Origin of the sequence: Bacillus daqingensis, assembly GCF_042654445.1 — a bacterium.
Lineage (GTDB): Bacteria > Bacillota > Bacilli > Bacillales > Salisediminibacteriaceae > Alkalicoccus > Alkalicoccus luteus.
The window spans coordinates 83978-106111 of sequence record NZ_JBHSGK010000013.1; the positions used below are offsets into that span (position 1 = coordinate 83978).

Sequence of the window (22134 nt, forward strand, 5' to 3'; positions counted from 1 at the left end):
TCAGCTCGGAGACTCTGCTTCCAGTCCGTGCTCTTCTTCCATCCGGCTCATCGCGCGTGTAGTCGGAAAATCATTTGCGTCGTAAGGGATGACGAACGTACGGTTCTCGTCAGCAAAGGCATACTCATTGACGGTCACCGATTCTCCTGACGTGAGCCGCTCCACGTGCTGAACGTCCTCCCAAACCATCGTTTCTTCGCTGAAGGACCACATCGCATTCGTATGGACGCCTTCCGCATCAAGATAGGCGTAATGCGCGAGCGAGAAGGCAAACAGCGGCAAGCTGAGAAGGCCGAGTCCTGCGTGCACAGCCGTTCCACGGTATGTACGCTTTTTTCCTTCTGCGATCAGCATCGTCACAAACAGGGAAATAATACAGAGTGCCGCCCAGGCCATGGCGGCTGCCATAAGCTGAAACGCGCTCGGATACGGAATAAAGGCCCAATGATGTTCGGAGAAATAAAGGATTTCCTGAAAGAAAACGACGAGCGCCGGCGGCAGAAAAACGGCGCCGATCAGTAAAAAGGCAGCTGCTGGAATGCCCCATTTTAAAACGGTGCTGCTGTCCAGTTCCCATTTTTTCATCCATCTTCACCCTTCCTCTTCGTCTTCATCCTCTTCTGACACATCAATAAACAGCGTGTAGGAGGCGTAGCCCTGTTCGCCCCAATCCGCGAATATTTCAATAATATGCTCGCCCTCCTCAGACGGTACGGTGAATTCACCTGTGCCGCTGGCAAGCTCTTCCTGCACCGACTGCTCATTCCAGAGCAGCACATCGATCTCCGCGTTTTCTGCGCCTTCCAGCGCCACGGTCGCATCCGCTCCTGCTTCTACCTCGACTGCTTCCAGATCCTCCATTTCAACTGCCTGCGGAGGTACCACGGACTCTTCCCGGGAGCCGCCGGTTGCGCCCTCATTCCATTCGTAGGAGCCCATAAGCGTCGCCGCGGTAATGTCTCCCATATGTACACTCGCGCTCGGCGGTTCGTCCGCCGCGCACGCGGGAATACTAATAAAGCCTGCACTGACTGAAAGTTTTACTGCCCAATTTTTCACATCATCACCTGTTTCTAAAAATAAACTTGCTGTGTTCATATAGAACCAGCAAAGAGCCATTATTTTCTAATACGCATGAAGCGGCTCACAGGTTTCATACCCGTTTAAGGAAAATTGGAATCATCACAAGGCAAGGAGGCAGACATGAAAAACAAAGGAGCGTTTTACCTGATAACCGGAGCAGCACTGTTGTACGTACTGCTCCGGGTGCTTTCCGGGGAGACCGACCGTGAAGCGCTCGTCGAGCAGATTCGTGAAGGTGATCTTCCTTCGGAGCATGCGCACGCGCGTATTGAGATCGACGAGATGGTGTATGACAGGAGCGACACCGTAACGGTTTCCGTGGAAGCCTTGGATGATATTGTACCTCAAGACCTGTACTGGCAGGCCGCCGGGACAGACGACTGGGAAACAACTGGTATAGAGGCCGCAGAGATGAGGGAGTTGCCGCAAACGCTCTCAGCCGGCGCGACGGAGACAATCGAGGTTTCTCTCCCAGACTATGAGGCACAAGTCGTCCGTCTCGTGTTCGCGTTTGAGCATGGAACATTTGAGGAAACGCATAAAATCGCTGTAAGCTTGTATGTAGAATAAGGAGTGGATATGCTGTCCTTTCACAAGCCTGGCACACAGCTTCCTTTCATGTTTGTATACTAGCTACAAAGGCTTTCCAATCAAATTATTAGCTCTCCCGAACGATCGCACGTTTGTCCTCATTCGTCAGCGTGTACGCATAAGGCGTGATGCCAAGTGCTATGAGTGCAATCAGAAAAAATAAAGCGATGCTCGTCCCGATGGCGAGGTCGAAGAAAAAGTTGAGCATAAGCGGTGTCGTTGGCAGGATCGCGATCCAGAAAACGACTTTCCCATGTGTCGTGATGTACTGCGTCTCATTGCAGTGCGGACAGTTCGTATATTCATATAACAATCGCTGTGCTTTCAGCGCCTGCTTCCACGACAGCGTTTGATGGCAGGCTTCACAAGTCGGTCGTTTCATCAGTCTCTTCCTTTCTAAAGCGGAAATGCAGCCGCTACTTCTTCTTCGCGTTGTTTAAGATAAGCGGGTGACGGCACGTGACCGAGAATGTCGTTAGACGTATAGCATTTGCCGCCTTTGATGACCTGATGAATCGTTTGCGTATTGGAAATCGACTCCAGCGGATTTTGATCGAGTATCAGCAGATCCGCTTTGCAGCCAGCTTTTATCGTGCCGCGGTCGGTCAAGCCGATTGAAGCCGCAGCGGTCGAGGTTGCAGACTGGAGCGCCTCCATTTCCGTCCATCCCATGTCGGTAAACAGCTCCAGCTCTCGGTGCAGCCCGGTTCCGGCGTAAGTCCAGACGCCCGCCGGACAATCGGTCCCGGCTACGACGGTTCCCCCGAGGGCACGATACATTTTGGCAGCTGCCTTCACCGTTTCCAGCAGAAAGCCCATATGCGTTTTCAGCAGCTCCTCCTGTTGTGCGAGCCCTATCCAGTGCGTATTCAGCATGCCTGATCCGCTTAAGCGGCCGTCTTCTTTAAACAAGAACTCCGCCTCCCACGGCGAAGGCAGCTGTTGAATCTGATCGAGGACGAGCAGCGTCGGACACAGGTTTACGTTATGCCTTAGCAGCTCGCGGCATACGGCTTCCATCCGCTCGAGATCAGGCTGTTCCCAATCAATATCAACGTCCGTTGACGCCATTGTCCAGCCTGGATACATCGCCTGCACGATACCTGAGGCGTGCTCCAACCAGGTGACGCCCAGTTCTGCTGCTTCGACGGCCGTCACAGAGGAATGAATCAAATCACCGCTCACTTCTAGTCCGTGCTGCTTCGCTTCTTCTGCAACCGCGCGCATCGCCTCCTTCGAAAGCAACCCGTATACTTTGATAAACTGCGCTCCGGCTGCGGCCTGCCGCCTTACTTCTGCGCGCGCTGCTTCCAGATCGTCGGTGACGAAATTGGCTAGAGCCGTCTCGCCCCAGAGCCCGGGCGGTCCATCAATCATGCGGTCAGACGCATACACGCGCGGCGTCGGCGCGTCCGTAGGCGCATGAATCAGTTTTTCCAGTTCGATGACGTTTCCTGCCGTATTGCGGACGGTCGTCACGCCCGCTGCCGTAAAGTGCGGCGCGAATCCTTCTTTGATATGGCAGTGCATGTCGATTAAGCCCGGCATCACGTACCGGCCCTCCAGATCAACCCTCTGTGCATCCGTTTCCGGCGCATCGCCTTCATGTACGGCGGCGATCGTGTCGCCTTCGATTCGGATTGCTCCTGTAAAGACCTTTTCCCGTTCGACATCGATAACAGTTACATGTTCCAGTATGTATGCCATTGGTTCACCTCGCACAGTATCGTTTACTTATTTTAACATAAATGGTTCCGTTTTGTTTCCGATGAGGAGTAAGGAGTGCTTTTTCCCTTTTGGAAACAGAGCTTGTCTATGAAAAAGCTATCCTGCTTTAATGGTAGATACAACGAAGGTGATCTGGCTTGATACCGAAAAGGGCAGCTAAAACTAGTACCTTTGGATATCTGCTTCTATAATTGGTTGATTGTTCCAGCTGATATGCTAAACTGAAGAACGTTGACTTATGATCATGTTTTGAATAGGAGGATGCTATGCGCTTGGATGTTATCGGAGCAGGATTGCTGATTGCAGCGGCCATTTTGTTTGCCGGTTCTCAAATTGTACGTGAATTGCGACACGTTGTGCTGAACGAGGTTCAGCCAGTATCAAATGCCTTCTCACAGCCGCTCATGATTGCGGCCATAATTGCGACTGTGTTAGGCTGCATTGCTTTGTATGCGCACCTTGGTAGTCGTAACGATAACCACACAAAAAAGACGAGCGCATGACTCGTCTTTTTTACTCCAGCTCGATCGGTTCTGTTATCTCAAGCTCCACCGGCTCGAGGTCGCCGCTTTCTTCACCGCGCCAGCTGGCGACTTCCAGCGTAACGTGAATCTCATACTCATGATCCCCGTCTAACACAACGCCGCGCAGCTCTTCGCCATATTCCGTATCATCCGGCTCCAGCGTATATGACACCGCCAGATCATCGACCGGTTCCCGCTCCACGTCTACTGATTCCCCGTTTTCGTACAGCTCAATATCTGTAATGTTCTGTCCGGCGGAAACCGTAATCGTTTCCTCACGGTCGTTGCGGATAAAGATGTCGGCATTTAATTCATTCGTTCCAGCCCCGTAATCCACGCCGACGGTCAGCCCCTCCACCGTTTCTTCGGCCGTTTCATCCATTTGTGCCCCGCAGCCGGCAAGTACGAGTACGGCCGCTGTCACTCCCGCTTTTTTCATACAACGTCTCCTTTCTGCTTTTCCAATACAGCCTTTGACGGAGGTTTGATAAAAAGAAAGAAAATGATGCTGATCATAAGCGCCGCTGTAACAAGTCCGCTCCAGAGCCCAATGCCGGTTGCGCCGGCAAAAAATCCGAACACAGCAGCAGCCGGGAGCGTAATCACCCCGACCGCCTGCCGGATCGGCACGGACATATCGGTGCTCTCATGCCGCTTCAACAGCTTCATAAACGGATGCTTCCAGCTTTCCAGCCACATTTGGTACGTCGTGTAGACAACGATCGTCGTGCAGAGCACAAGCAGCAGCCACTTTATATAAAACGGCGCTACGGCAATCGCAATTGTGAAGAGAATGAAAAACTGCGCGTAGACGAGCATTCTCATCTTGCTTCTAAGCCAGCGCTTCATGAACCATTCAAACAGCCGCTTGTCGTTCGTCGGCTCTTTAAAAAAGCTTTCCGATTCCGTAAAAAGGAGCATCGGCTTTTTACGCGGATATTTCTTCGGCTTTTCCTGGGTCCCGCTTTGCTGCAGAAAAAAGGCGGACAGATTAATCCGCTGACCCATTTCACGAAGACAGTCCAGTGAAAACGCCCAGTCCTCGCGGAGCCTCATGCGGATGAGATACGCTGCCGCTCCTGCGAGAAACAGGGAACCGAGCAATGTCAGCCAGATCGGAGCAAACACGAGCCCGATATAAACACCTGTAAACAGGAATGTGACAACCGTATTCATCGCATACAGCTTCCCCCGCTCATAGCGCACGTCCAACAGCTGCTTCGTTGTCTGCGCCGTGATTTTCGTCACGAACGCTGCTGCCAGCACAGAGAGAATCCAGCCGGCCGAGTAGCCGCCGTATACGGTCCAAACAGGAACGAGCGCGATCGCAAACAGCAGAATCATACCTCCATTGAGGAGGAGCGTATAGACGACGCCTGTTCGTTTAATACGCTGAAACGCCGCCGGGAATTTACGCAGAAACAGCATATCTGCCTCGACGACGAACAGTCGAAGCGTACCTGCATGGATGATGATCAGTAGCAGAAACGACCAGCGAAACGGCGTCATCCACGTAAACAGGTGCTCCAAATTCCCCTGCCAGAGCTGCACGTAGTAGTAGCCGCCGATTGCCAGGATGGGAACGACGATGTAAAGCGCTACCGTCCAGTCGATAACCATCCGCCAGATCGCGATTTTATCCTTCCACTCCAGTTTGATTCGTCCGATGCCGGTTCTCATAACTCTTCCTCAGTCATCAGCTCGTCAAAGCAGTCTAGCAGCGATCCGTCGACGCCGCTCTCACGGCGAATGTCGTCCAGCGTCCCTTCTGCAATGATCGTGCCGTAGTTAACGAGCACGAAGCGGTCGCATATTTTTTCTGCCGTATCGAGCACGTGAGTCGACATCAGCACACAGGCACCCCGCTCCCGCTCCGCTTCCAGCTCCCTAAGCAAATCCTTCATCGCCTTCGGATCGAGTCCGATAAACGGTTCATCAATGATGTACAGCTTCGGCTTCGCCGTAAGCGCGAGGATAATCATCAGCTTCTGCTGCATGCCTTTGGAAAACGCCGTCGGATAATGATTGCGCACCTTCGTCAGGCGAAACAGCTTCAATAAATACTCCGCGCGCTCCGTCGTCTCTTCCTCATCCAGGCCGGTCACGGCGCGCATAAAGTCAATGTGCTCCCACAAGGTCAGATCCTCAAAAAAGATCGGGTGCTCCGGGATGAAGGCATACTCCTCCGGTCCCGGAAGCGTAATCTCCCCCCGCTTCACCGGAAGCAGGTCAAGCAGCGCCTTGATGATCGTGCTTTTCCCGGCCCCGTTCGGTCCGAGCAGCCCGAGCCACTCGCCCTCCTTTACCGAAAGCGTAATCTCGTGAATCGTATCCTCCTTCGTCGAGTATCCACCCGACACCTCCCGCATATCCAGCACCGTCATAAAAACACCTTCCACATTCCATCGATTTGCTTTCATCATAACAGAATCTGGAAAGCTGTGGAAGACAAGGCCCGCTGCCGGAGGTTTCTGTGTGGAACATCGGGCACTGGCCCGATTTCCTTATTGGGGGTGAAAGTTGCTTTGGCATCGGTTTGTGTTCTTTTTGAGGGAGCTTACTTTCCGTCGCCGTTACGTTGCTTTTCAAGGTGGTTGCCTTTCGGCGCCCTGCCGAAAGCCTCCTCATCCTCTCCAAACAAAAAGAAAACCGGGCATCCGCCCGGTTCCTTAATGTTTAGCCGTATACTTTTTCGATTGTTTCTTGTACTTTCGGTACGAGTGTGTCCCACTCTGCGTCAGGCTCTTTGTTGACTGTGACGAAGTCCTGAAAGCCAAAGATGTTATCGACGCCGTCGAGGGCGAGCAGCTCTTTTGCGAGCGGGTGATCCGTGTCATCGCTCTTTTTAAAAGAAGCGCTGCCGCTTCCTTCGAAGAGCACCTGATCAGTTGTGAATTTCATTGCGTTCGGGTTAGGTGTTACGTCTGCGCGTACGTTTACAGGCATGTGAATAGTTCCTCCTTTATCAGCATATAGCTCTAGTGTAGCACGCGCGCTTTCTGCTGAAAAGCGCGGGCGGTCTACGCGTCGGTTTCCGTGCTCAATTCGCCCTCGGACATGGCTTTCCCGTTCACCTCAGCGGCAGTAACGGCCGCTTCAATCTGATACGGCCCTTCCCCGTTTACGGAGGCCCGCACTTCGTAGGAAATGCTTTCTCCTGCCGCAAGCTCAACTGTTTCAAGGGCCTGGGTGAACATCATATCTTCGGAGTAGTCGTATACCTTCGTGCCGCTGCTGTCGTAGATTTTCACGTCATACTTCTGTCCGGAACGAAAGTCGAGTGCGGCATCGCTGTCACCGTTATTCGTAAGCGTCAGCGTCACATTTATTTCGCCGTCCTGTTCGTCTGCATCAGCCTGCAGGTGCAGGTCTCCCATATCAGCCTCTCCTTCCATCGCTTCCTCGTTGCCTGGCTCGTTCTCTTCAGGCGCTTCCTCTGCGCCATTATTATTATTGCCGATCGACTGCGGGCTGTCGGCTTCTTCATTATCTGCCGTGCCGCATGCCGTTGCTGCAAGCAGCAGCGCTGCCAGCATAGCTGTTCGTTTCATGCAGAACCGCCCCTTTTTGTATGTATAGACGCTCCGACAGGGAAAACGTTACAGTTCCCTGTTCAGGAGCGCTTGGCTCTGCTGACATAAACTGCCTGCCATAAATCTGGACAGGACGAGGTAATCCCGATGGCGCCTGCTTTTTCGGCGCGGCAGACATCGGCATCGGTGCGCACGAGGCCGCCGGCCAAGACAGGCAGACCAGTTTTCGCGCGCATGAGCCGGATCGTCACGGGTATGACACCCGGCACAACCTGCACATAGTCCGGATTGGCACGTTCAATCAGCTTCAGGCTTGAGTCAATGCTTTCCTCGTCAAATGCAAAACAGCGCAGCACGCTCGTGATGCCGTGCCGGCGCGCCTCCACGGCCGCCTGCGGGCTCGACGTGATGAGCGCATCCGGTTTAATGTAGCCGGCAAGAAACGAGACTGCTTCCGGTGTTTTCGACAGCCCCTTCATGCTGTCTAAGTGAAGCAGCAGCTTCATACCCGGCCGGCGCCGGCAGATCTTATGCACTTTGACGAGCTCCTCCATACTGGATTGGGCGAGCACGATCGCTTCCGCCCCTTCCAGCGCCGCTTTCATAAATTCTCCGGCGCCGGATACGGACGGGGTGACGCGCTGGTTTTCAAACAGCATCACTATCACCTGCTTTTTTCGAATTAATCCTGAGGGATCTTTCGCATGCTGCGCGCTTTTTCTGCGGCGTCGATTACTTTATCAATACAGCTTCCAAACCCTGCTTCAACAACGGCAGCGTACCCGCCTTCTAAAATCGGGGCATCTGCAATTTTGATATGGCGCTCTTCGCCCGCCATGTCGATCGCGAGCTCAGCATTGATCAGCGCACTGCCTAAATCAAACAGGATCACCGTCCCTTTATTGGTGTAAACAGAATCAATTGCCTGCTGAATATCCATGGCATTCGTGCCGATGCCGCCGTCTTCTTCACCGCCGGCGACGGCGATGTTGACTTCCGGCTGCATTTCATACAGCAGCGCCTTGATGCCTTTGACAATGTCGGCGCTGTGGGAGACAAATACGAGACTGACCCGATCCATTGTCTCATCCCCTTTCGCGGGCTGTTGCTGCAAGCGTCTGAAAGAAAAGGGCGGAGCTTGCAGAGCCCGGATCAATGTGGCCTACGGAGCGGGCGCCGAGATAGGCTGCCCGCCCTTTTTTGGCGTGCATCTCTTTCGTTTTTGCTTTCAGCTCATCGGCTTCATCGGAAAAGGCGTTCCAATCCATGTCGCTTCCGTCAAATTTCTGCAGGAGCGGCACCCATACGTCCACCATCGTTTTTTCCCCGACAGAAGCTTTGCCGCGCTGCTCGATCGCTGTTTTTCCGGCTTTCAGCGCATCGAGCAGCTCCTTGTCGGACAGCGTCTCCTGCGTCCCGGCAGCTGACGCCATTTTCATCATGGCTGATCCGTACAGCGGACCGGATGCTCCGCCGATCTTTCCGATATACACCATCGCCACCGCCTTAAACAGCTCCCCTGGTGTCGTAAATGTTTTTTCATCAAACAGCTTATTCATCTCTTTGACGCCTCTTGCCATATTGATCCCGTGGTCCCCGTCGCCGATCTTCTGGTCCAAGTCCGTCAATTCGTCTTTGTGCTCGTTAATTTTATCTGCGAACTGCTTCAGCCAGTGCTGAATGTCTTCTGCCGTCCATGTCATGGCAAATCCTCCCCTGCTTATCGCTTAAATGCTGTTGTGTCTGCCTCTGCAGCGAGATATTTTTTACGCGTATCATCCAGCCGCAGAATCGACAAGGAGGCCCCGGCCATTTCCAGAGACGTCATATATTCGCCGACGATGGTTTCTGTGACGCGGAGCCCGTGCTGCTTGAGTATGTCTGCGACCGTGTGATTCATCACGTACAGCTCCATGAGCGGGGTTGCTCCGAGCCCGTTTATCATGACCGCAATCTCTTCCCCGCTTTCAAGCTTCATGTCTTCATGAATTTTATCAAACAAAATCTGCGCTATTTCTTTCGCCGGCTTAAGTGCAGTACGCTCGGTTCCTGGCTCGCCGTGAATACCGGTGCCGATTTCCATCTCGTTGTCGGCAAGCTCGAAGCCTGGTTTTCCGGCAGCCGGCACCGTACATGGGTGAAGCGACATTCCCATCGATTTCACGTTTTTAATAACGCCTTCTGCGATCTGCTGCACTTCATCGAGCGACTTGCCGTCTTCCGCAGCAGCTCCTGCAATTTTATGGACAAATATCGTACCCGCAATACCACGTCGTCCGCTCGTAAAGGAGCTGTCTTCCACAGCGACATCATCATTGACGACGACCTGCTTGACGCTGATCCCTTCTGCTTCCGCCATTTCTCCAGCCATCTCAAAGTTCATGACGTCGCCGGTGTAATTTTTAATGACGAGCAGAACGCCTGCCCCGCCGTCTACGGCTTTGATCGCCTCAAACACTTGGTCCGGAGTTGGAGAAGTGAACACTTCACCTGCGATTGCACCATCGAGCATGCCTTTGCCGACGAAACCGCCGTGAGCCGGTTCATGACCGCTTCCGCCTCCACTGACAACACCGACTTTTCCTTTCACCGGAGCGTCTTTACGAACGACGACCGTCGTTCCCTCCACCCGTTTTAGCGCCTCTGGGTGGGCTGCTACCATCCCGTTTAACATTTCATCAACAATCTGGTCCACATCGTTCATCAGTTTTTTCATGCGTGTAACCTCCTTTGAAATGTCGAGCTGCCTCTAAACATATGCAAGGATCGTGCCAATTTGAAAACGCTTACGCGAAGCGGTTACGGCTGTTCTTTCTGGAGTACCTGGTCATAATGACCAGGTGGCTGGGCGGATTGACCAAAAAGCGCTGTAAGTCCATGCTCGTGCAGCTTTCGGGCAGCTGTTTTATGGGAGACCCCGAGCATCCGACCAAGCTCGGAATAGCTTGCCGCATAAGGTGCTGCGCGCTTGACGGCTTCGCGCTCCGCTTCTGCCAGCGTGAGCGGCGCTTCCTCTTTTCCGGCAAACGCTCCTGGTACGTGCGCCGCGGTTAATCGTTCATCCGGGTACAGCGTCATCATCCGCTCGATCACGTTTTGCAGCTCACGGACGTTTCCCGGCCAGCTTCTTTTTTCCAAAGCCTCCAGAAACGACGGATCGACCTGGGGATCTTCCCGCTCCATGAGACGTGAAAAGTAGTGAATGTAGTTGGCCGCAAGGAGCCGGATGTCGCTGCCTCGCTCCCTTAGTGCCGGCAGATGAAGGGGGACGACGTACAGCCGGTAAAATAAATCGTCGCGGAACGCATCACTCGTGATCAGCTCATCGGCAGCCCGATTGGTAGCGGTTATAATACGAATATCTACTGGAATTCGCTCTCTGCCACCGACACGGACGATTTCTCGTTCCTGAATCACACGCAGCAGCTTGCTTTGCACTTCCGGCGCAAGCTCGGAAATCTCGTCGAGAAAGAGAGTGCCGCCGTCTGCCTGCTCAAAAGCGCCGATATGGGTTTTAAACGCGCTCGTAAACGCTCCTTTCTCATGCCCGAACAATTCACTTTCCAAAAGCGTCACCGGAATCGAGGCACAGTTTACCGCGATAAACGGCTTCAGCCTTCTTGCTCCGGCTTGATGAATCCCGCGTGCAAGCAGCTCTTTGCCCGTGCCGCTCTCCCCGCTGATAAACACCGTCGCATCGGTCTCAGCTGCGCGCATGGCAGCCCGTATAATCGCCCGAAGCGCTGGACTTTCTCCAACGAGAGACTGAAACGCCAGTTCATCGGCTGAGTCCGCCTGCTGACGCGATACGGCTGGTACGCCTTTCAACAATTCGCGCATGCCGCGCGACGCCCGCAGGGTAATAACGGCTCCGCGAAACTGACCGCTCAGAAAAACCGGATCCGCCTGCATGACGTAGACATCTCCATCCTTCGTGCGAATCGCCCTTGTAACGGGAAGCTGCCGCTTCAGCGACGCCCACTCTTCCCGCTTCATTAGACGCCGCGGCTCGATCGTTTCCCGTTCCTGCCATTTTGTAAAAGCCGTATTTTCATAAACGCTGTCGCCTGCTTCGTCGAGAAAGACAATCGCATCCTGAATCGCAGAGAGCAACAGCTGCAGCCTTTCTTTCAAAAGACGCACGGATTCGAGCTCCCTTGAGACGCTCTCCACGTTGGAAATATCCTCAAATGTGGCAACGGCTCCAATGATCTCCCCGTCGTAGTAAACCGGCGCCCGGTTCGTAATGATCTGTGTACGGTGCAGCTTCATTTTCACGTTCCACTGCGCTTCTCCTGTCTTCAGCACGCGGTGCATCATCGACCCCGGCACGCTCCGGTCGGCCCGGCTACCGTGGAGCTCTGCCTGCGTTCTGCCGATGAGCGCTGCGGCTGCTTCGTTGACGTACGTAATCCGGTTTTCTCTGTTTACAACGAGTACGCCGTGACGCATGGCGGCCATCGCCGCTTCCATACTGACAGAGCTTTCAATAAGTAGCTCATCCGCCATCGTATTCGGTTCTTCTTCCTGCTCTTGAGCAAAAAACGCTTCAATCACATCCAGCAGCGGATCGGCATCTGGTTCTTCCGTATAAATCCGGAACGACGCCCCGGACGGAATACGCAGCGATACAATCGCCAACAAATTTGCGATCTGCGCCCTTCTGCCGCCGTATTCAATCCATACGTGCTGCAAATCATCTGATGAGGACACGTGCTGCTGCAACGTGGAAATCATCGCGGCGGCAAGCCGGATGTGCAGACCGTTTCGGCGCTGAAACTGCATCATTTTTTCCAACATGTTCTCCTCCCCAGTTCAAACCAACGGACATCGCCTGTTCGTTATATGATTCGACGCGAGTCTGCGATTTCCTCTTATCTGACTTAGGACATTCGATGAAAGTTTATGTGCATCTAAGGGGACGTTTGTATCCAGGTATCAAAATGAAACTGTTATAACGAATTTCACTCGCAGATTGACTGTATGCTGGCATTGTTTTGATTGAAATGATGGCTGATCGGAATCTTTCTTTCCAAAACCATTTTTTTGCGATCGGTCCCCTCCCTTTCCATGTTTATGGTGTACCTGAAGGATGGAAAACAAATAAGGAGGAATCGAGATGAAACGAATTGTGTTGAAAGAAGAGCTTGCTGCGATCACGGGGGACTATAAGCTGGCGATGGTGCTGAATCAGATGATGTACTGGAGCCGCCGCACGAAAAACCGCGACGGCTGGGTGTATAAAAGCGGACAGGAGCTGGCGGAGGACATGCTGATGAACGTGTCTGCTTACTCGATGCGGACGTACTTGAAGAAGCTGACGCAGCTTGGCTTCATGGAAGAGCGCCGTAATCCGGTGATGAAGTGGGATAAAACGATGCAGTACCGCATCTGCTGGGGAACGGTCCAAAACGCTGTGGTGAAGGCAGGATACAGCTGGGAGGAAGAATCCCCTTCGAACGAAAAAAATTCCGCTTCGAGAGAAAATAATGCAGCTGCAATACCAGAGATTCAAGCAAAGATAACAACAGAAAGACAAGAGGATCCGTTAGCTGCACTGTGTGTGGATCAGTTTGGACCGATTAAAGGATTGGAGAAGCGGCTGGCAGCTTGGCGGCCATTGTTTCACGACTTTGAAGCAGTGCTCCGGGAGGCTCTTGAAAAAGCTGCCTCCTACGGGGCACGATCTTTCTCGTATGTGGAAACCATGCTGCAGTCCTGGAAAACTGAAAAACGACCGCCATCCCGGATCAACCCTGTCTTTAAAGCACCGGTGCCGGACTGGCTGACCAATGAGCCGCCTGCCATACCGGCTTCTCCGGAAACCCTTTCCGCACTCAGGAAGCAGGCAGAATTGCTGAAGGAAGATCTCGCAGCGAAAAAACGGCTTCGCAGAGCATAAAAAAGGCTCTGCCGGTAGTGGCAGAGCCGTCAGGCTGTTGAAAAAGTCTTTCAACTTCATTCTTTATTCGTTTGGTTGACTTTCCCCTCTGTTAACCGAGCCTGCCGTGGGCTGGCCTTCAGCTATGTCTCAGGGTGATCCCGTATGAAGGGAAAAAAGGCACGGGAGAATGGCGCGGCTGCACTCGGACACAGGCTTCTCACGAGAAGCCTTCAAAAGCCAGTCCGGCTCCGCTCGTGCGTGGATGCCGTTCGCAGATCTGAACGGCACGGAATCTTCAGGCTGCGCGGCTTCCACGGGCACGCCGGACACGAAGGGAAAATGGATTTGTTTGTTGGAGAAAAACGTTCCGATCGGTAGATACGACTGCTTCATGGTACATACGTGAAAGCACTGATCATCCTTATTCGACATCGAAGCGTTGCCTATATAAAGGTTCCACCCATATGGAACAAGCACGTATGAATCACCACCAGGCGTTTCAACCGGACTGGCAGCTGCCAAATTGGAGGATCTCGACTCCAGGAGGATCAGAACGAGGCGAAGATCCAGCGCTTCCGACAGCAGGAGGGAGCGGTTAGCTGAAGCCGTTCCCTCCGGAAAGCGAGTGTCCGTAGATGCAGGCAGGTGCAACGTTATTCACTTAAAATGACTTTATCCACACTCTGAAGGCTCTGCCAGAAGTGGCAGAGCCTTGATTGTTTCCTGTTATTTTGGATCTTCTTCTTCCTCTTCCTTCAGCTTCTCGTTGTAGTAATTGACGGAGAACTGCGCTCCCTCATCGACCATCGAGTTGTCCTGAATGTCGAGCGGATCGGAGTGTCCGACCTTTTCCCGAAGCTCGCGGTCTTCGTCTTCTTTCGTCTGGCCTTTCACTTCTGCGACCGCCCGTTTTACATAGTCCGCTGCTTTCTCACGGTTCTCGTTGTTTCGCAAGTAGTAAACGGCGGCCGCTGCTGTTGCTGTTAGTGCGGAAAAGAGTAGTTTATTTGCCATATACGTGTGCGCGCTTTGTCAGCGCTGCACCTCACCACCTTTCTTGTAGAATAGTCAGGCTCGTCTTCCAAGTATCAGGTTCACGACAGCGACGATCAGTGCGATGACGAGCAGCGTATGAATGAGTCCACCGCCGAAATCCAGACTGAAGCCAAGCAGCCATGCTAGAATAAGAATACCAATAATAGTCCAAATCACAATGTCCACTCTCCTTCTTTGTCCATAGTTAGATTGAATTGTAGATAATACGTTTTATTGCTGCGGTGCTATAGTATCTATTACCAAAAAGCCTATATGCAAAACATTCTTTTTATGAAAGGTGCTGAACGGGCCTGATACAGGTCCCTATTCCATTCAGGAAGGGGTTCATCCACATGAAAAGACAGTTTGAATCGGAGCGGCGGAACCTGATCAACCATTCTATACGTGAGCAGGAACATTGGACAGAGGAAATGGCAGAGGCTTTGCCGAAAGCCGTAGCGAGTCATTTGCGAAAAGCCGGCTGGATCGGTCAGCCGGTTATCCGGGAGGCGGACGTCGTCTGGAAGGAAAGCTTTATTCGCCTTGCTCCCGGAAAACCGTGGACGAAGCTGGAAACGCTCCAGTATGTATCGGTGCGGGAGCCTGCGCGTACAGCCTATATGCGGACGAAGCGCATGCCGCTTGAAGTGCGCGATTTATTTATGGACGGAACAGGACGTATGGACGGGCGGTTCCTGAAAGTCATTCCCGTCTTCCGTACAACGGGTCCTGAACTCAGCCAAGGCGCGCTGCTTACGATTTTTGCCGAGGCTCTGCTGCTTCCGGCTCTATTCCTGCATTCCGGCATTAGGTGGCTGGAGTCGACTGCTCATGGCATCAACGCATCGCTGTCTCACGCAGGTCTTCACGTCACCGGCACGTTTTCTCATGACGAATCGGGTTTGTTCAGGCGTTTTGACAGCGAAGACCGCCCGTACAAAGAAAAAGACGGCACCTACCGGCTCCGTCCATTTACAGCGGAAGTCGAATCTTGGCAGACACAGGGGCCGCTGTTGATACCGAAAGCGATTCGCATCATGTGGCACCTTGATTCCGGAGCATACGACTATTACAAAGGAACGATCGAGGCGATTCAACATCCGGAAGATCACTGAACGCACAAAAAAAGCTTCCGCTTTCTGCCCAAAGCGAAGCTTTCACTGGCTGTGTCCTGCCCCGTATTCGTCCTTATGCTTCTTCTTTGACTGGTGCGGTTCCGAGCATGTTCTCCTGCTTGGATCTGTTCAGCATCAGCTTCCGGTGAAGGTGCTGCATTTCCCGGAGCACATCCGTCATCTTTTTCTGGTAGTGATCGTGCGTATGCCGATCGGAATAAGTCTGTTTGATACGCCGTAAAAAATGAAGGCGCCTCCCTAAACTGTCCAGCTGGAGCTGCAGGGACTGTTCTTCTCTGCGCAAGCGAGAGAGTGTGTTTTGTTCTATCAGGGATAGGTTCCGTTTCACGTGCATCTTCCTCCTTCATGTTTTCCTGGTCGTTGGAGTAGAGGAGTAGAATTCAAGCCAAAAAACGCCCTCGCCAGAATTGAAAGCGCCTACAGCTTATATTCCTTAAACGGTCGTGCTTCAAACGCAAATATGGGAAAATCTATAAGGGCAAAAGGACTATTTTTGCTAACTTCTGGTAAGTATCCATTGCTTGCTTATGTCTCGTTGAGCGTCTTGCTGCCTGTATCATGAACCTGCTTGAGCAGCTTGCGCTGACTGAATCCGCCACGCTCGGTGCGCTTTTTAAGGCGGGTTTGCTCCACTTCTTCCGAGGTGCTTCCATAATATTCCGTGAGCGCGTACAGCACTTCCATCGCGTCTGCGATCTCTTCGAGTTTGTCATGCTGAGAGTCAGCCTGCTCCAGCTCCAGCGTTTCCTCGCGCAGCTTTTCGAGCAGTTTCGTTTCGTAGTCGTCCGCCTCCAGCGTAGCTGTCTCGCACGTTTTGCCATCCTGTTCAATGATGGCGGGGATCCGATCCCGGACAAGCTTGTTGTATTGTTTTATCATTCTGTGGACCTCCTCGTTTATTTATACTTCCCGGGAATCCCGTAGCCTGCTTCGGACCACAACGATTATAGCAATCACCGCTGCAACTGCCAGAAAAGCAAGCAGCGGATTTTCCAGCATCCAGCCGATCATTGTCATGCAGTTGCCTCCTGTTTGAAATAATGGGGTGCTTTTCGTTCTTATAGCTTTCCGACTGTCATAATTTACGGAGCTGCTTCTGTCTGCCATATCTTTTTGACGAAACAAACACGATCCTTTCCAGAACCGTCATAGTCTGCATGAACCGGTATGCCATCGATAACGTGAGTGCCTTCTATAAAAGAAAAGCCGTTTGCCTGATGAAACGCGATTGATGTTTTGTTAATTGGTGATGTGACCGCATAGATATCGGTTCGTCCCTGTTCCATCGCTTTCTTACAAAACATCTGGTACAGCTCCCTTGCAAGCTTCTGCCTGCGGTAGGCCGGATCGATTCCGACAAAGTGAATATAAGCAGCCTGAGGATCGGCCTGTGAAAGAAAACCGACTAAAAAGCCGCACGTGTTTCCGTCTGATTCTACTATAAAGCACGTTTGCTTAAAATGACGGACGAACAGTCTTGGCAGCATATCGCTCATCTGCCTTCCGCCCCACCATTCGTTGACCTGTCCGATGAGCGCGTCGTAGTCGTGAAGCGTCATGTTGCGTATATGCATGTCTTATCCCCTCTCTTACGGCGTATCTGACGCGTGCACCCGGTCCACCCAGGCAGAGACGTGATCCAGTGCGTCGCTGGGAGCCATCCAAATATCAGGTTCGAGCCCGTAGCCTTCCCGACCGTAGGCATGCGGATTCCACAAAAAGAAAGCAGGCATCTGGACCGGCATATGAGAGTTCGGCAGCTGGACGGAGGAGCCGGCATCACTGATTAACGCTCCCATCGTCGGTACGCCGATAATATGCGCGTCTTCAAACGGCTGCAGGCTCATGACCATATATTCTGAAGCAGAGGCCGTTTCTTCATCCACTAAAATATACAGAGGCGTGTTAAGCTTCGGCTCTTCCGCTATCGGAACTTCTGCCTCTTCCCACTCATCATCAAACGACGTCACTTCTATTTCCGGTTCAACCGGCACCTCTGACACATCGAATCCTTGGAACATCTCCGGTTCGATATGGTCATAAAACGTAACGACTTCCATTCCCTCTTCCTCGTAGATATCGCGCATATTTGAAAGCAGAATGTGATTCGTATTGGTTTTCAAGCCAACTTCAGTAGATTCAGTTGGAGGAGATCCCGTTAAATCATGCACCCATCTTGTGACGAAAATACCCAGGCCGCCGCGATTGCCGCGCAAATCGATAATCGCAGCATCCGCCTCTTCCACCGTTTGGACTGTCTCCAGCATGTCGTCATAGGTCACACCATCGTCATCAAAGACCGTCATAGACCCGAAGCGGATAATCGGAATCTCTCCTTCCGTCATGCTTTCATCTAGAATGTCCGCTGATGGTGAAGCAGTGCCCAGCGGCCGCACAGCCGTTACGTCCAGCGTTTCATCCTCAGTCTCCACCTGCCAGCTGTCATCTGCCGCAGTGGATCGTCCAATGATATGTTCGAGCTTCCCTTCTTCGCTGATATGAGGGACAATCCATTCGTCCGGATCGTCTCCGTTTATAGAAAGAATTTGAGCGTCCTCAAGAAACCATTCGTCGTTGGCCTGATTCACATAAACATCTTCTATGTAATAAAATCCTTCTTCCCGCTCAAATGGAACGCCGGAGCCAAGAAAGAGGTGCTGATCGGTGACAAATGCATACGTTTCTTTCACCCGATTCATAAAGTTGCGGGCAGAAATATCTGTTTCGGCTTCCTCAATCCAGTCAATCAGTTCGTTGTGATGTTCAAGAAATACGTCTTCACCACCGTAATACTCCATGGGGCCGTAACCGTAGCGGAAAAGCCGCAGCAGTGTTACAGCATCTTCTTTCATTTCTTCCTGTGAAAGCTGATTCGAGGGCGGGGTAATCGGATTAGCCAGCTGCTGCAACTCCGATATGGACAGCTCCTCCAACCCTGTTTCTTCTAAATCAGGGACATAATTCGCCGGATCATGCTCTTCAGGAGTTTCCCCTCCGAGCTCAGCCAGCTCCTCATAGTCATCTCGCTCCCCGCTGCAGGCGGTCACGAGCAGGACCGTGCTTCCTAACAGAAGTCGCTTCATCTGATCACCTCTGACTACAGTACGATTGTAAGCATAGTAAGTTTCAAAAAAATGATCGACAGGCTTAGCGTTTTTTAGTGTTCATCTTTTCATAGTTCTATTTGGTTACTAAAATGGTGGGTTAAGGAGTAGTTTTATTTTATTTGCACTGCTTTACGTATGGAGGAGGGTTTTGACACGTCTTCTCTAGTTGCATCCTGTAAGCTTTCTGCTATCCATGCTTCTAAAATGGTATTAAATAAATCAGGTGCTCGTAATGAAAAACCGTGACCTACGTCAGCTATCATTATCCCTTTGCTGTTCTCATTGCGATGAACCATTTCTTGCAAACTTGCCTTCATGATCGGTCTTTCTTTTTCACCGACAGTGATGAGAAGGGATCCTTGAAAGGAACGAAATGATTCCGGCAGACGAAAGGACATGTTCTCTTCCATCACGTCAGCAAAAGCTGGCTTCGTCATCTGGCGGCTTTCCTGATAATACTGCTCATGCTGATCCTCCGGAAGGTACATATATGTCGCCTGCACCTTCGAAATAGCTTTCCATTTCACTAATGGCAGAGCGTGCTTCATCAGCTGAGTGAGACAGCCTGCGAAAGGGACCGGTTTAACTAATGCACTATTGATCATCGCTGCATCAATCAGGGAAGGCTTCTTTTCAAGCATGGAAATGACCACCTGTGCTCCTAACGAGAAGCCCACTACCACGACCTTCTTCTCTCTCCCTTTCCTCTTTATTAACTTCAGGCATTCATCGGCTGCCTCATCGATCGAAAAAAAACGTGTACTGCTTACTTTTTCCATGCTGAGGAAGATCCGGTACAAGACAATGATAGCTATCCGCAAATTTTTCCAGCTGGGATCTCCACATCCATCCGCTTACTCCGCCACCATGTAAAAACATAAGAAGGACTTCATGGTCTTCTCCACATTCTGTATAATGCACATCATTCACCTACTTCTCGCAATTCGGCCTTATGATACCATCATACATGATTTTCCAGTTATCGTCTTTCTTCCCATCAGGGTAACCGATCGAGCGTTATCGAATAAAAAAAGGCCGCAGTCCCAAAGACTGCAGCAACGCTATGTATGAATGATGTTATGCCTGCCACTGCTGATAGTAGCCGCGGCCGTCAAACCGTTTAATGACCTCTTCGGTCCGCGGAGGATTTCCTTCTTTCCACTTAGCCGTAACCGAATAGCTCTCGTCCAGGCTGGAGATCGTGACGTGCTTTTTTGTTAGATCCATCTGAGCTGCTGCGAAGGCTTTCACTTCGTCCAGCACCGCATCACTGATAATCTGCGTTGTGCCTGTCCCGTAGTTAATTTTCCACGTTTGCATGTGCTCCCTATCGCCCCTTTTACCATGCTGATTTTTGTTGCTACGTCATAAATACCCGCTCATGACAGGCTTAAAACCATTTTTAAAGAAAAAACCGGCGGAACCTTTACTCCGCCGGTTTACCTCTTATTCACCCAGAGCGCTTCGAATCGCTTCTGTGTTGTGCTTCATCATGTCAGTATACGAGCTGATGCCCGTATCGTCTGCCCCAATGCCGTCTGTGTAGAGCATCTCTTCATAGATCGGCACATCTGCATTGTCCGATACGGTTTCCATATAGTTCGGGCTTACGGTCGATTCCACAAAGACGTAGGGAACCCCCCGCTCCTGCACCTCATCGACCATGCTGGAAATTTGCGAAGGCGTACCTTCTTCGTGCGAGTTCAGCTCCCAAATGCCTGCTGTATCAAAGTCATAGCGCTCGCCAAAGTACACGAGCGCATCTTCACTTATCGTCAAAAAGCGGTGCTCTTCCGGTACGACGGACAGCTCCTCTTCGATCCAGGCATCCAGCTCGCTGATTTCGTCCACGTACGCTTCAGCATTGGCTTCAAAATCCGCTTCTGCATTCGGATTTAGCTCAATTAGCTTTTCTTTAATGTTTTCTACGTAAATCTCCACGTTCTGCGGGTTGAGCCAGGCGTGAGGGTCCTCCGCGTCGGACTCTTCCAGTGCGATTCCGTTAATGCCTTCAGCCGTTTCCACCGCTTCTGTTTCAGAGGCATTGTCCATGAGCGACTGCAGCCAGGATTCCAGCCCCATGCCGTTTACGAAAAACGCTTCACTGTCCGCTACCGTCTGGAAGTTGCCGGGCGTCGGCTCGTGCTCTTCCGGCTCCTCACCGCGGGGAACGATATAGTCGACCTCGACGTGGTCCCCGCCGACCTGCTCGACAAAGTCAGCAATGACAGAAAAGCTGGCTGTTACCTGAAGCGTCTCGTCCGACGCCGCTTCAGCCTCGTTTGCATTGTTTTCATTTACATCTTCCACATTCTCGTTGTTTTCTGATCCGCAGGCTGCAAGGAGCAGCACACCGGCCAGTAAACTTGTTCGTTTCATCTTATCAAACTCCTTTTTGTGGCGTTATGTAACATATTTGTTTAAAGCTATAAATGTTTCCTTAAGGCAAATTTAAGTTCATTTTACATGATTCAGTTCGGTCTGTCTACCACGATCCGACTTCCTGTCTGCAGCTGCTAGCAGGACAAATTGATTGCGGATCAAATGCTGGTTCCAATCAGCGAAAAGACCTTGTCCGACTTGGACAAGGTCTTTTCGTTTCTATTTAGAAAACGCCTCCATCATCTGCAGCGCTGCCGGCGCCAGCAGAATAATGAACAGCGTGGGAAAGATGAAAAAGACGAGCGGGAAGAGCATCTTAACAGGAGCCTTCATGGCTTTTTCCTCAATCCGCTGCTTTCGCCGCAGGCGGATGTCTTCGGTCTGCACGCGCAGAACGGACACCATGCCGATACCGAGTTTTTCTGCCTGGTTGATGTTGTAGATGAGCGTTCGCAGCTCCTCTACATGAAGCCGGTCATTGATAGCCGAGAGCGCTTCCTTGCGCGTTTTACCGAGCCGGACTTCTTCCAGGTACGTTTTAAATTCATTGGAGAGCACACCGGCCTTTTTTTCGGTTACCTTCGCGATGGCCGAATCGAAACCAAGGCCCGCCTCCAGGCTGATCGTAAACAGGTCCATCGTATCCGGCAGCAGCTGCAGTGCTTCCTTGCTGCGTGCCTTCGCCCGGTTTTTCAGCATAAGTTTCGGGACGACGAGTGAAAGCAGCATCACAGCGGCTGTCATAAGCAAGATGGCTGCCATTTCGAGCTGCAGCACGATCCCAAGTGCTGCTGTAAACAGCGCGAGCATGACGGTAACAAGCTTTTGCATGAGCCGGAATTCCGCCGGGCCCATTCCGTAAGGAGAACCTGCCTGCAGCAGCAGCAGCTCCAGCTTGCGGACGTCTGCACTGCGAAGCTTACGCTGCTGTTTTTTTCTGGACCGGTTCCAAAGCGGAGCAATTACCCGTTCATAAAAGGACCGCTCCGGCTCCTCCTCTTTTTCCACCCCATAGCCGGTCACAAAGCGGGCGACGCGTTCCCGCTGGAGCGCTTTCTCTGACAGATACACGAAAACGGCCCCGGCTGCCAGTGTGACGCTGATGAAAACCATACTACTAAGCCAAAGCAT

Annotated in this window: 31 protein-coding genes; 6 read left to right on the forward strand and 25 right to left on the reverse strand. The window is 52.0% G+C overall.

Features of this window, described 5'->3' with window-relative positions; all coding sequences use genetic code 11:
• Together ACFO4L_RS11535 and ACFO4L_RS11540 are read right to left on the reverse strand one after the other, a co-directional pair.
• Complete coding sequence (locus tag ACFO4L_RS11535; protein WP_377909826.1) at positions 1-585, reverse strand: hypothetical protein; 585 nt, start codon at positions 583-585, stop codon at positions 1-3.
• Between the two features lie 6 nt (positions 586-591).
• Positions 592-1059 carry a hypothetical protein gene (locus ACFO4L_RS11540; protein ID WP_377909827.1) on the reverse strand — a complete coding sequence of 156 codons (468 nt, stop codon included), beginning with the start codon at positions 1057-1059 and terminating at the stop codon, positions 592-594.
• A 144-nt stretch (positions 1060-1203) separates the two neighbouring features.
• Between ACFO4L_RS11540 and ACFO4L_RS11545 the strand changes: the two genes are divergently transcribed.
• Complete coding sequence (locus ACFO4L_RS11545; RefSeq protein ID WP_377909828.1) at positions 1204-1653, forward strand: hypothetical protein; 450 nt, start codon at positions 1204-1206, stop codon at positions 1651-1653.
• A gap of 88 nt (positions 1654-1741) precedes the next feature.
• On the opposite strand, the gene ACFO4L_RS11550 is transcribed toward ACFO4L_RS11545, so the two are convergent.
• Positions 1742-2056: a TIGR04104 family putative zinc finger protein gene (locus ACFO4L_RS11550; RefSeq protein WP_377909829.1), complete on the reverse strand. Its 315-nt coding sequence runs from the start codon at positions 2054-2056 to the stop codon at positions 1742-1744.
• 14 nt (positions 2057-2070) lie between these two features.
• Complete coding sequence (locus ACFO4L_RS11555; RefSeq protein WP_377909830.1) at positions 2071-3381, reverse strand: amidohydrolase family protein; 1311 nt, start codon at positions 3379-3381, stop codon at positions 2071-2073.
• A gap of 287 nt (positions 3382-3668) precedes the next feature.
• Here ACFO4L_RS11555 and ACFO4L_RS11560 point away from each other — a divergent pair, with 287 nt between their 5' ends.
• Positions 3669-3905 carry a hypothetical protein gene (locus ACFO4L_RS11560; protein ID WP_377909831.1) on the forward strand — a complete coding sequence of 79 codons (237 nt, stop codon included), beginning with the start codon at positions 3669-3671 and terminating at the stop codon, positions 3903-3905.
• Between the two features lie 10 nt (positions 3906-3915).
• On the opposite strand, the gene ACFO4L_RS11565 is transcribed toward ACFO4L_RS11560, so the two are convergent.
• The 10 genes from ACFO4L_RS11565 to ACFO4L_RS11610 form a co-directional block, all read right to left on the reverse strand.
• Positions 3916-4365 (reverse strand): hypothetical protein, encoded by a 450-nt coding sequence (locus tag ACFO4L_RS11565; protein ID WP_377909832.1) that lies wholly within the window; start codon positions 4363-4365, stop codon positions 3916-3918.
• Entirely contained in the window at positions 4362-5606 is a 1245-nt protein-coding gene (locus ACFO4L_RS11570; RefSeq protein WP_377909833.1) for an ABC transporter permease, read from the reverse strand. The genes ACFO4L_RS11565 and ACFO4L_RS11570 overlap by 4 nt, the downstream gene beginning before the upstream one ends.
• The gene (locus tag ACFO4L_RS11575) at positions 5603-6310 is read right to left on the reverse strand and encodes an ABC transporter ATP-binding protein (protein ID WP_168007995.1); all 708 of its coding nucleotides are present in this window, start codon (positions 6308-6310) and stop codon (positions 5603-5605) included. Before ACFO4L_RS11575 ends, ACFO4L_RS11570 begins: the two co-directional genes overlap by 4 nt.
• Before the next feature lie 292 nt (positions 6311-6602).
• Positions 6603-6872: a NifU N-terminal domain-containing protein gene (locus ACFO4L_RS11580; RefSeq protein ID WP_377909834.1), complete on the reverse strand. Its 270-nt coding sequence runs from the start codon at positions 6870-6872 to the stop codon at positions 6603-6605.
• A gap of 74 nt (positions 6873-6946) precedes the next feature.
• Positions 6947-7477: a BsuPI-related putative proteinase inhibitor gene (locus tag ACFO4L_RS11585; protein ID WP_377909835.1), complete on the reverse strand. Its 531-nt coding sequence runs from the start codon at positions 7475-7477 to the stop codon at positions 6947-6949.
• Between the two features lie 62 nt (positions 7478-7539).
• The gene (locus tag ACFO4L_RS11590) at positions 7540-8118 is read right to left on the reverse strand and encodes a glycerol-3-phosphate responsive antiterminator (RefSeq protein ID WP_377909836.1); all 579 of its coding nucleotides are present in this window, start codon (positions 8116-8118) and stop codon (positions 7540-7542) included.
• Positions 8119-8141: 23 nt separating this feature from the next.
• Entirely contained in the window at positions 8142-8540 is a 399-nt protein-coding gene (dhaM, locus tag ACFO4L_RS11595; protein ID WP_377909837.1) for a dihydroxyacetone kinase phosphoryl donor subunit DhaM, read from the reverse strand.
• A gap of 4 nt (positions 8541-8544) precedes the next feature.
• On the reverse strand, positions 8545-9162 hold the full coding sequence (gene dhaL / locus ACFO4L_RS11600; RefSeq protein WP_377909838.1) for a dihydroxyacetone kinase subunit DhaL: 618 nt from the start codon (positions 9160-9162) through the stop codon (positions 8545-8547).
• A gap of 17 nt (positions 9163-9179) precedes the next feature.
• Positions 9180-10175, reverse strand: a complete 996-nt coding sequence (dhaK, locus tag ACFO4L_RS11605; protein WP_377909839.1) for a dihydroxyacetone kinase subunit DhaK — start codon at positions 10173-10175, stop codon at positions 9180-9182.
• Between the two features lie 83 nt (positions 10176-10258).
• A complete protein-coding gene (locus ACFO4L_RS11610) occupies positions 10259-12259 on the reverse strand; it encodes a sigma 54-interacting transcriptional regulator (protein WP_377909840.1) in 2001 nt (666 codons plus the stop codon).
• Positions 12260-12578: 319 nt separating this feature from the next.
• Here ACFO4L_RS11610 and ACFO4L_RS11615 point away from each other — a divergent pair, with 319 nt between their 5' ends.
• The 3 genes from ACFO4L_RS11615 (at position 12579) to ACFO4L_RS11625 (ending at position 13942) form a co-directional block, all read left to right on the forward strand.
• A complete protein-coding gene (locus tag ACFO4L_RS11615; protein WP_377909841.1) occupies positions 12579-13361 on the forward strand; it encodes a DnaD domain-containing protein in 783 nt (260 codons plus the stop codon).
• 144 nt (positions 13362-13505) lie between these two features.
• Positions 13506-13721 (forward strand): hypothetical protein, encoded by a 216-nt coding sequence (locus ACFO4L_RS11620; protein WP_377909842.1) that lies wholly within the window; start codon positions 13506-13508, stop codon positions 13719-13721.
• An 86-nt stretch (positions 13722-13807) separates the two neighbouring features.
• Positions 13808-13942 (forward strand): hypothetical protein, encoded by a 135-nt coding sequence (locus ACFO4L_RS11625; RefSeq protein ID WP_377909843.1) that lies wholly within the window; start codon positions 13808-13810, stop codon positions 13940-13942.
• A 127-nt stretch (positions 13943-14069) separates the two neighbouring features.
• Here the strand turns inward: ACFO4L_RS11625 and ACFO4L_RS11630 are convergent, their stop codons facing one another.
• Together ACFO4L_RS11630 and ACFO4L_RS11635 are read right to left on the reverse strand one after the other, a co-directional pair.
• The gene (locus ACFO4L_RS11630) at positions 14070-14357 is read right to left on the reverse strand and encodes a hypothetical protein (RefSeq protein ID WP_377909844.1); all 288 of its coding nucleotides are present in this window, start codon (positions 14355-14357) and stop codon (positions 14070-14072) included.
• Between the two features lie 54 nt (positions 14358-14411).
• Positions 14412-14555, reverse strand: a complete 144-nt coding sequence (locus ACFO4L_RS11635) for a lmo0937 family membrane protein (protein ID WP_377909845.1) — start codon at positions 14553-14555, stop codon at positions 14412-14414.
• A gap of 176 nt (positions 14556-14731) precedes the next feature.
• Between ACFO4L_RS11635 and ACFO4L_RS11640 the strand changes: the two genes are divergently transcribed.
• Complete coding sequence (locus ACFO4L_RS11640) at positions 14732-15493, forward strand: DUF6544 family protein (RefSeq protein WP_377909846.1); 762 nt, start codon at positions 14732-14734, stop codon at positions 15491-15493.
• 73 nt (positions 15494-15566) lie between these two features.
• On the opposite strand, the gene ACFO4L_RS11645 is transcribed toward ACFO4L_RS11640, so the two are convergent.
• From ACFO4L_RS11645 to ACFO4L_RS11685, 9 genes are all read right to left on the reverse strand, one after another.
• Positions 15567-15842, reverse strand: coding sequence for a hypothetical protein (locus ACFO4L_RS11645; protein ID WP_377909847.1), 276 nt, complete (start codon positions 15840-15842; stop codon positions 15567-15569).
• Between the two features lie 197 nt (positions 15843-16039).
• Positions 16040-16393 carry a phosphoribosyl-ATP pyrophosphohydrolase gene (locus ACFO4L_RS11650; protein WP_377909848.1) on the reverse strand — a complete coding sequence of 118 codons (354 nt, stop codon included), beginning with the start codon at positions 16391-16393 and terminating at the stop codon, positions 16040-16042.
• Positions 16394-16596: 203 nt separating this feature from the next.
• On the reverse strand, positions 16597-17088 hold the full coding sequence (locus ACFO4L_RS11655; RefSeq protein WP_377909849.1) for a GNAT family N-acetyltransferase: 492 nt from the start codon (positions 17086-17088) through the stop codon (positions 16597-16599).
• 15 nt (positions 17089-17103) lie between these two features.
• Positions 17104-18597 carry a S41 family peptidase gene (locus tag ACFO4L_RS11660; protein WP_377909850.1) on the reverse strand — a complete coding sequence of 498 codons (1494 nt, stop codon included), beginning with the start codon at positions 18595-18597 and terminating at the stop codon, positions 17104-17106.
• Between the two features lie 134 nt (positions 18598-18731).
• Positions 18732-19400 (reverse strand): alpha/beta fold hydrolase, encoded by a 669-nt coding sequence (locus tag ACFO4L_RS11665; protein ID WP_377909851.1) that lies wholly within the window; start codon positions 19398-19400, stop codon positions 18732-18734.
• On the reverse strand, positions 19360-19500 hold the full coding sequence (locus ACFO4L_RS11670; RefSeq protein ID WP_377910316.1) for an alpha/beta fold hydrolase: 141 nt from the start codon (positions 19498-19500) through the stop codon (positions 19360-19362). Before ACFO4L_RS11670 ends, ACFO4L_RS11665 begins: the two co-directional genes overlap by 41 nt.
• Before the next feature lie 198 nt (positions 19501-19698).
• On the reverse strand, positions 19699-19941 hold the full coding sequence (locus ACFO4L_RS11675) for a hypothetical protein (RefSeq protein ID WP_377909852.1): 243 nt from the start codon (positions 19939-19941) through the stop codon (positions 19699-19701).
• A gap of 126 nt (positions 19942-20067) precedes the next feature.
• The gene (locus ACFO4L_RS11680) at positions 20068-21000 is read right to left on the reverse strand and encodes a metal ABC transporter solute-binding protein, Zn/Mn family (protein ID WP_377909853.1); all 933 of its coding nucleotides are present in this window, start codon (positions 20998-21000) and stop codon (positions 20068-20070) included.
• Between the two features lie 222 nt (positions 21001-21222).
• On the reverse strand, positions 21223-22134 hold the full coding sequence (locus tag ACFO4L_RS11685; RefSeq protein WP_377909854.1) for a type II secretion system F family protein: 912 nt from the start codon (positions 22132-22134) through the stop codon (positions 21223-21225).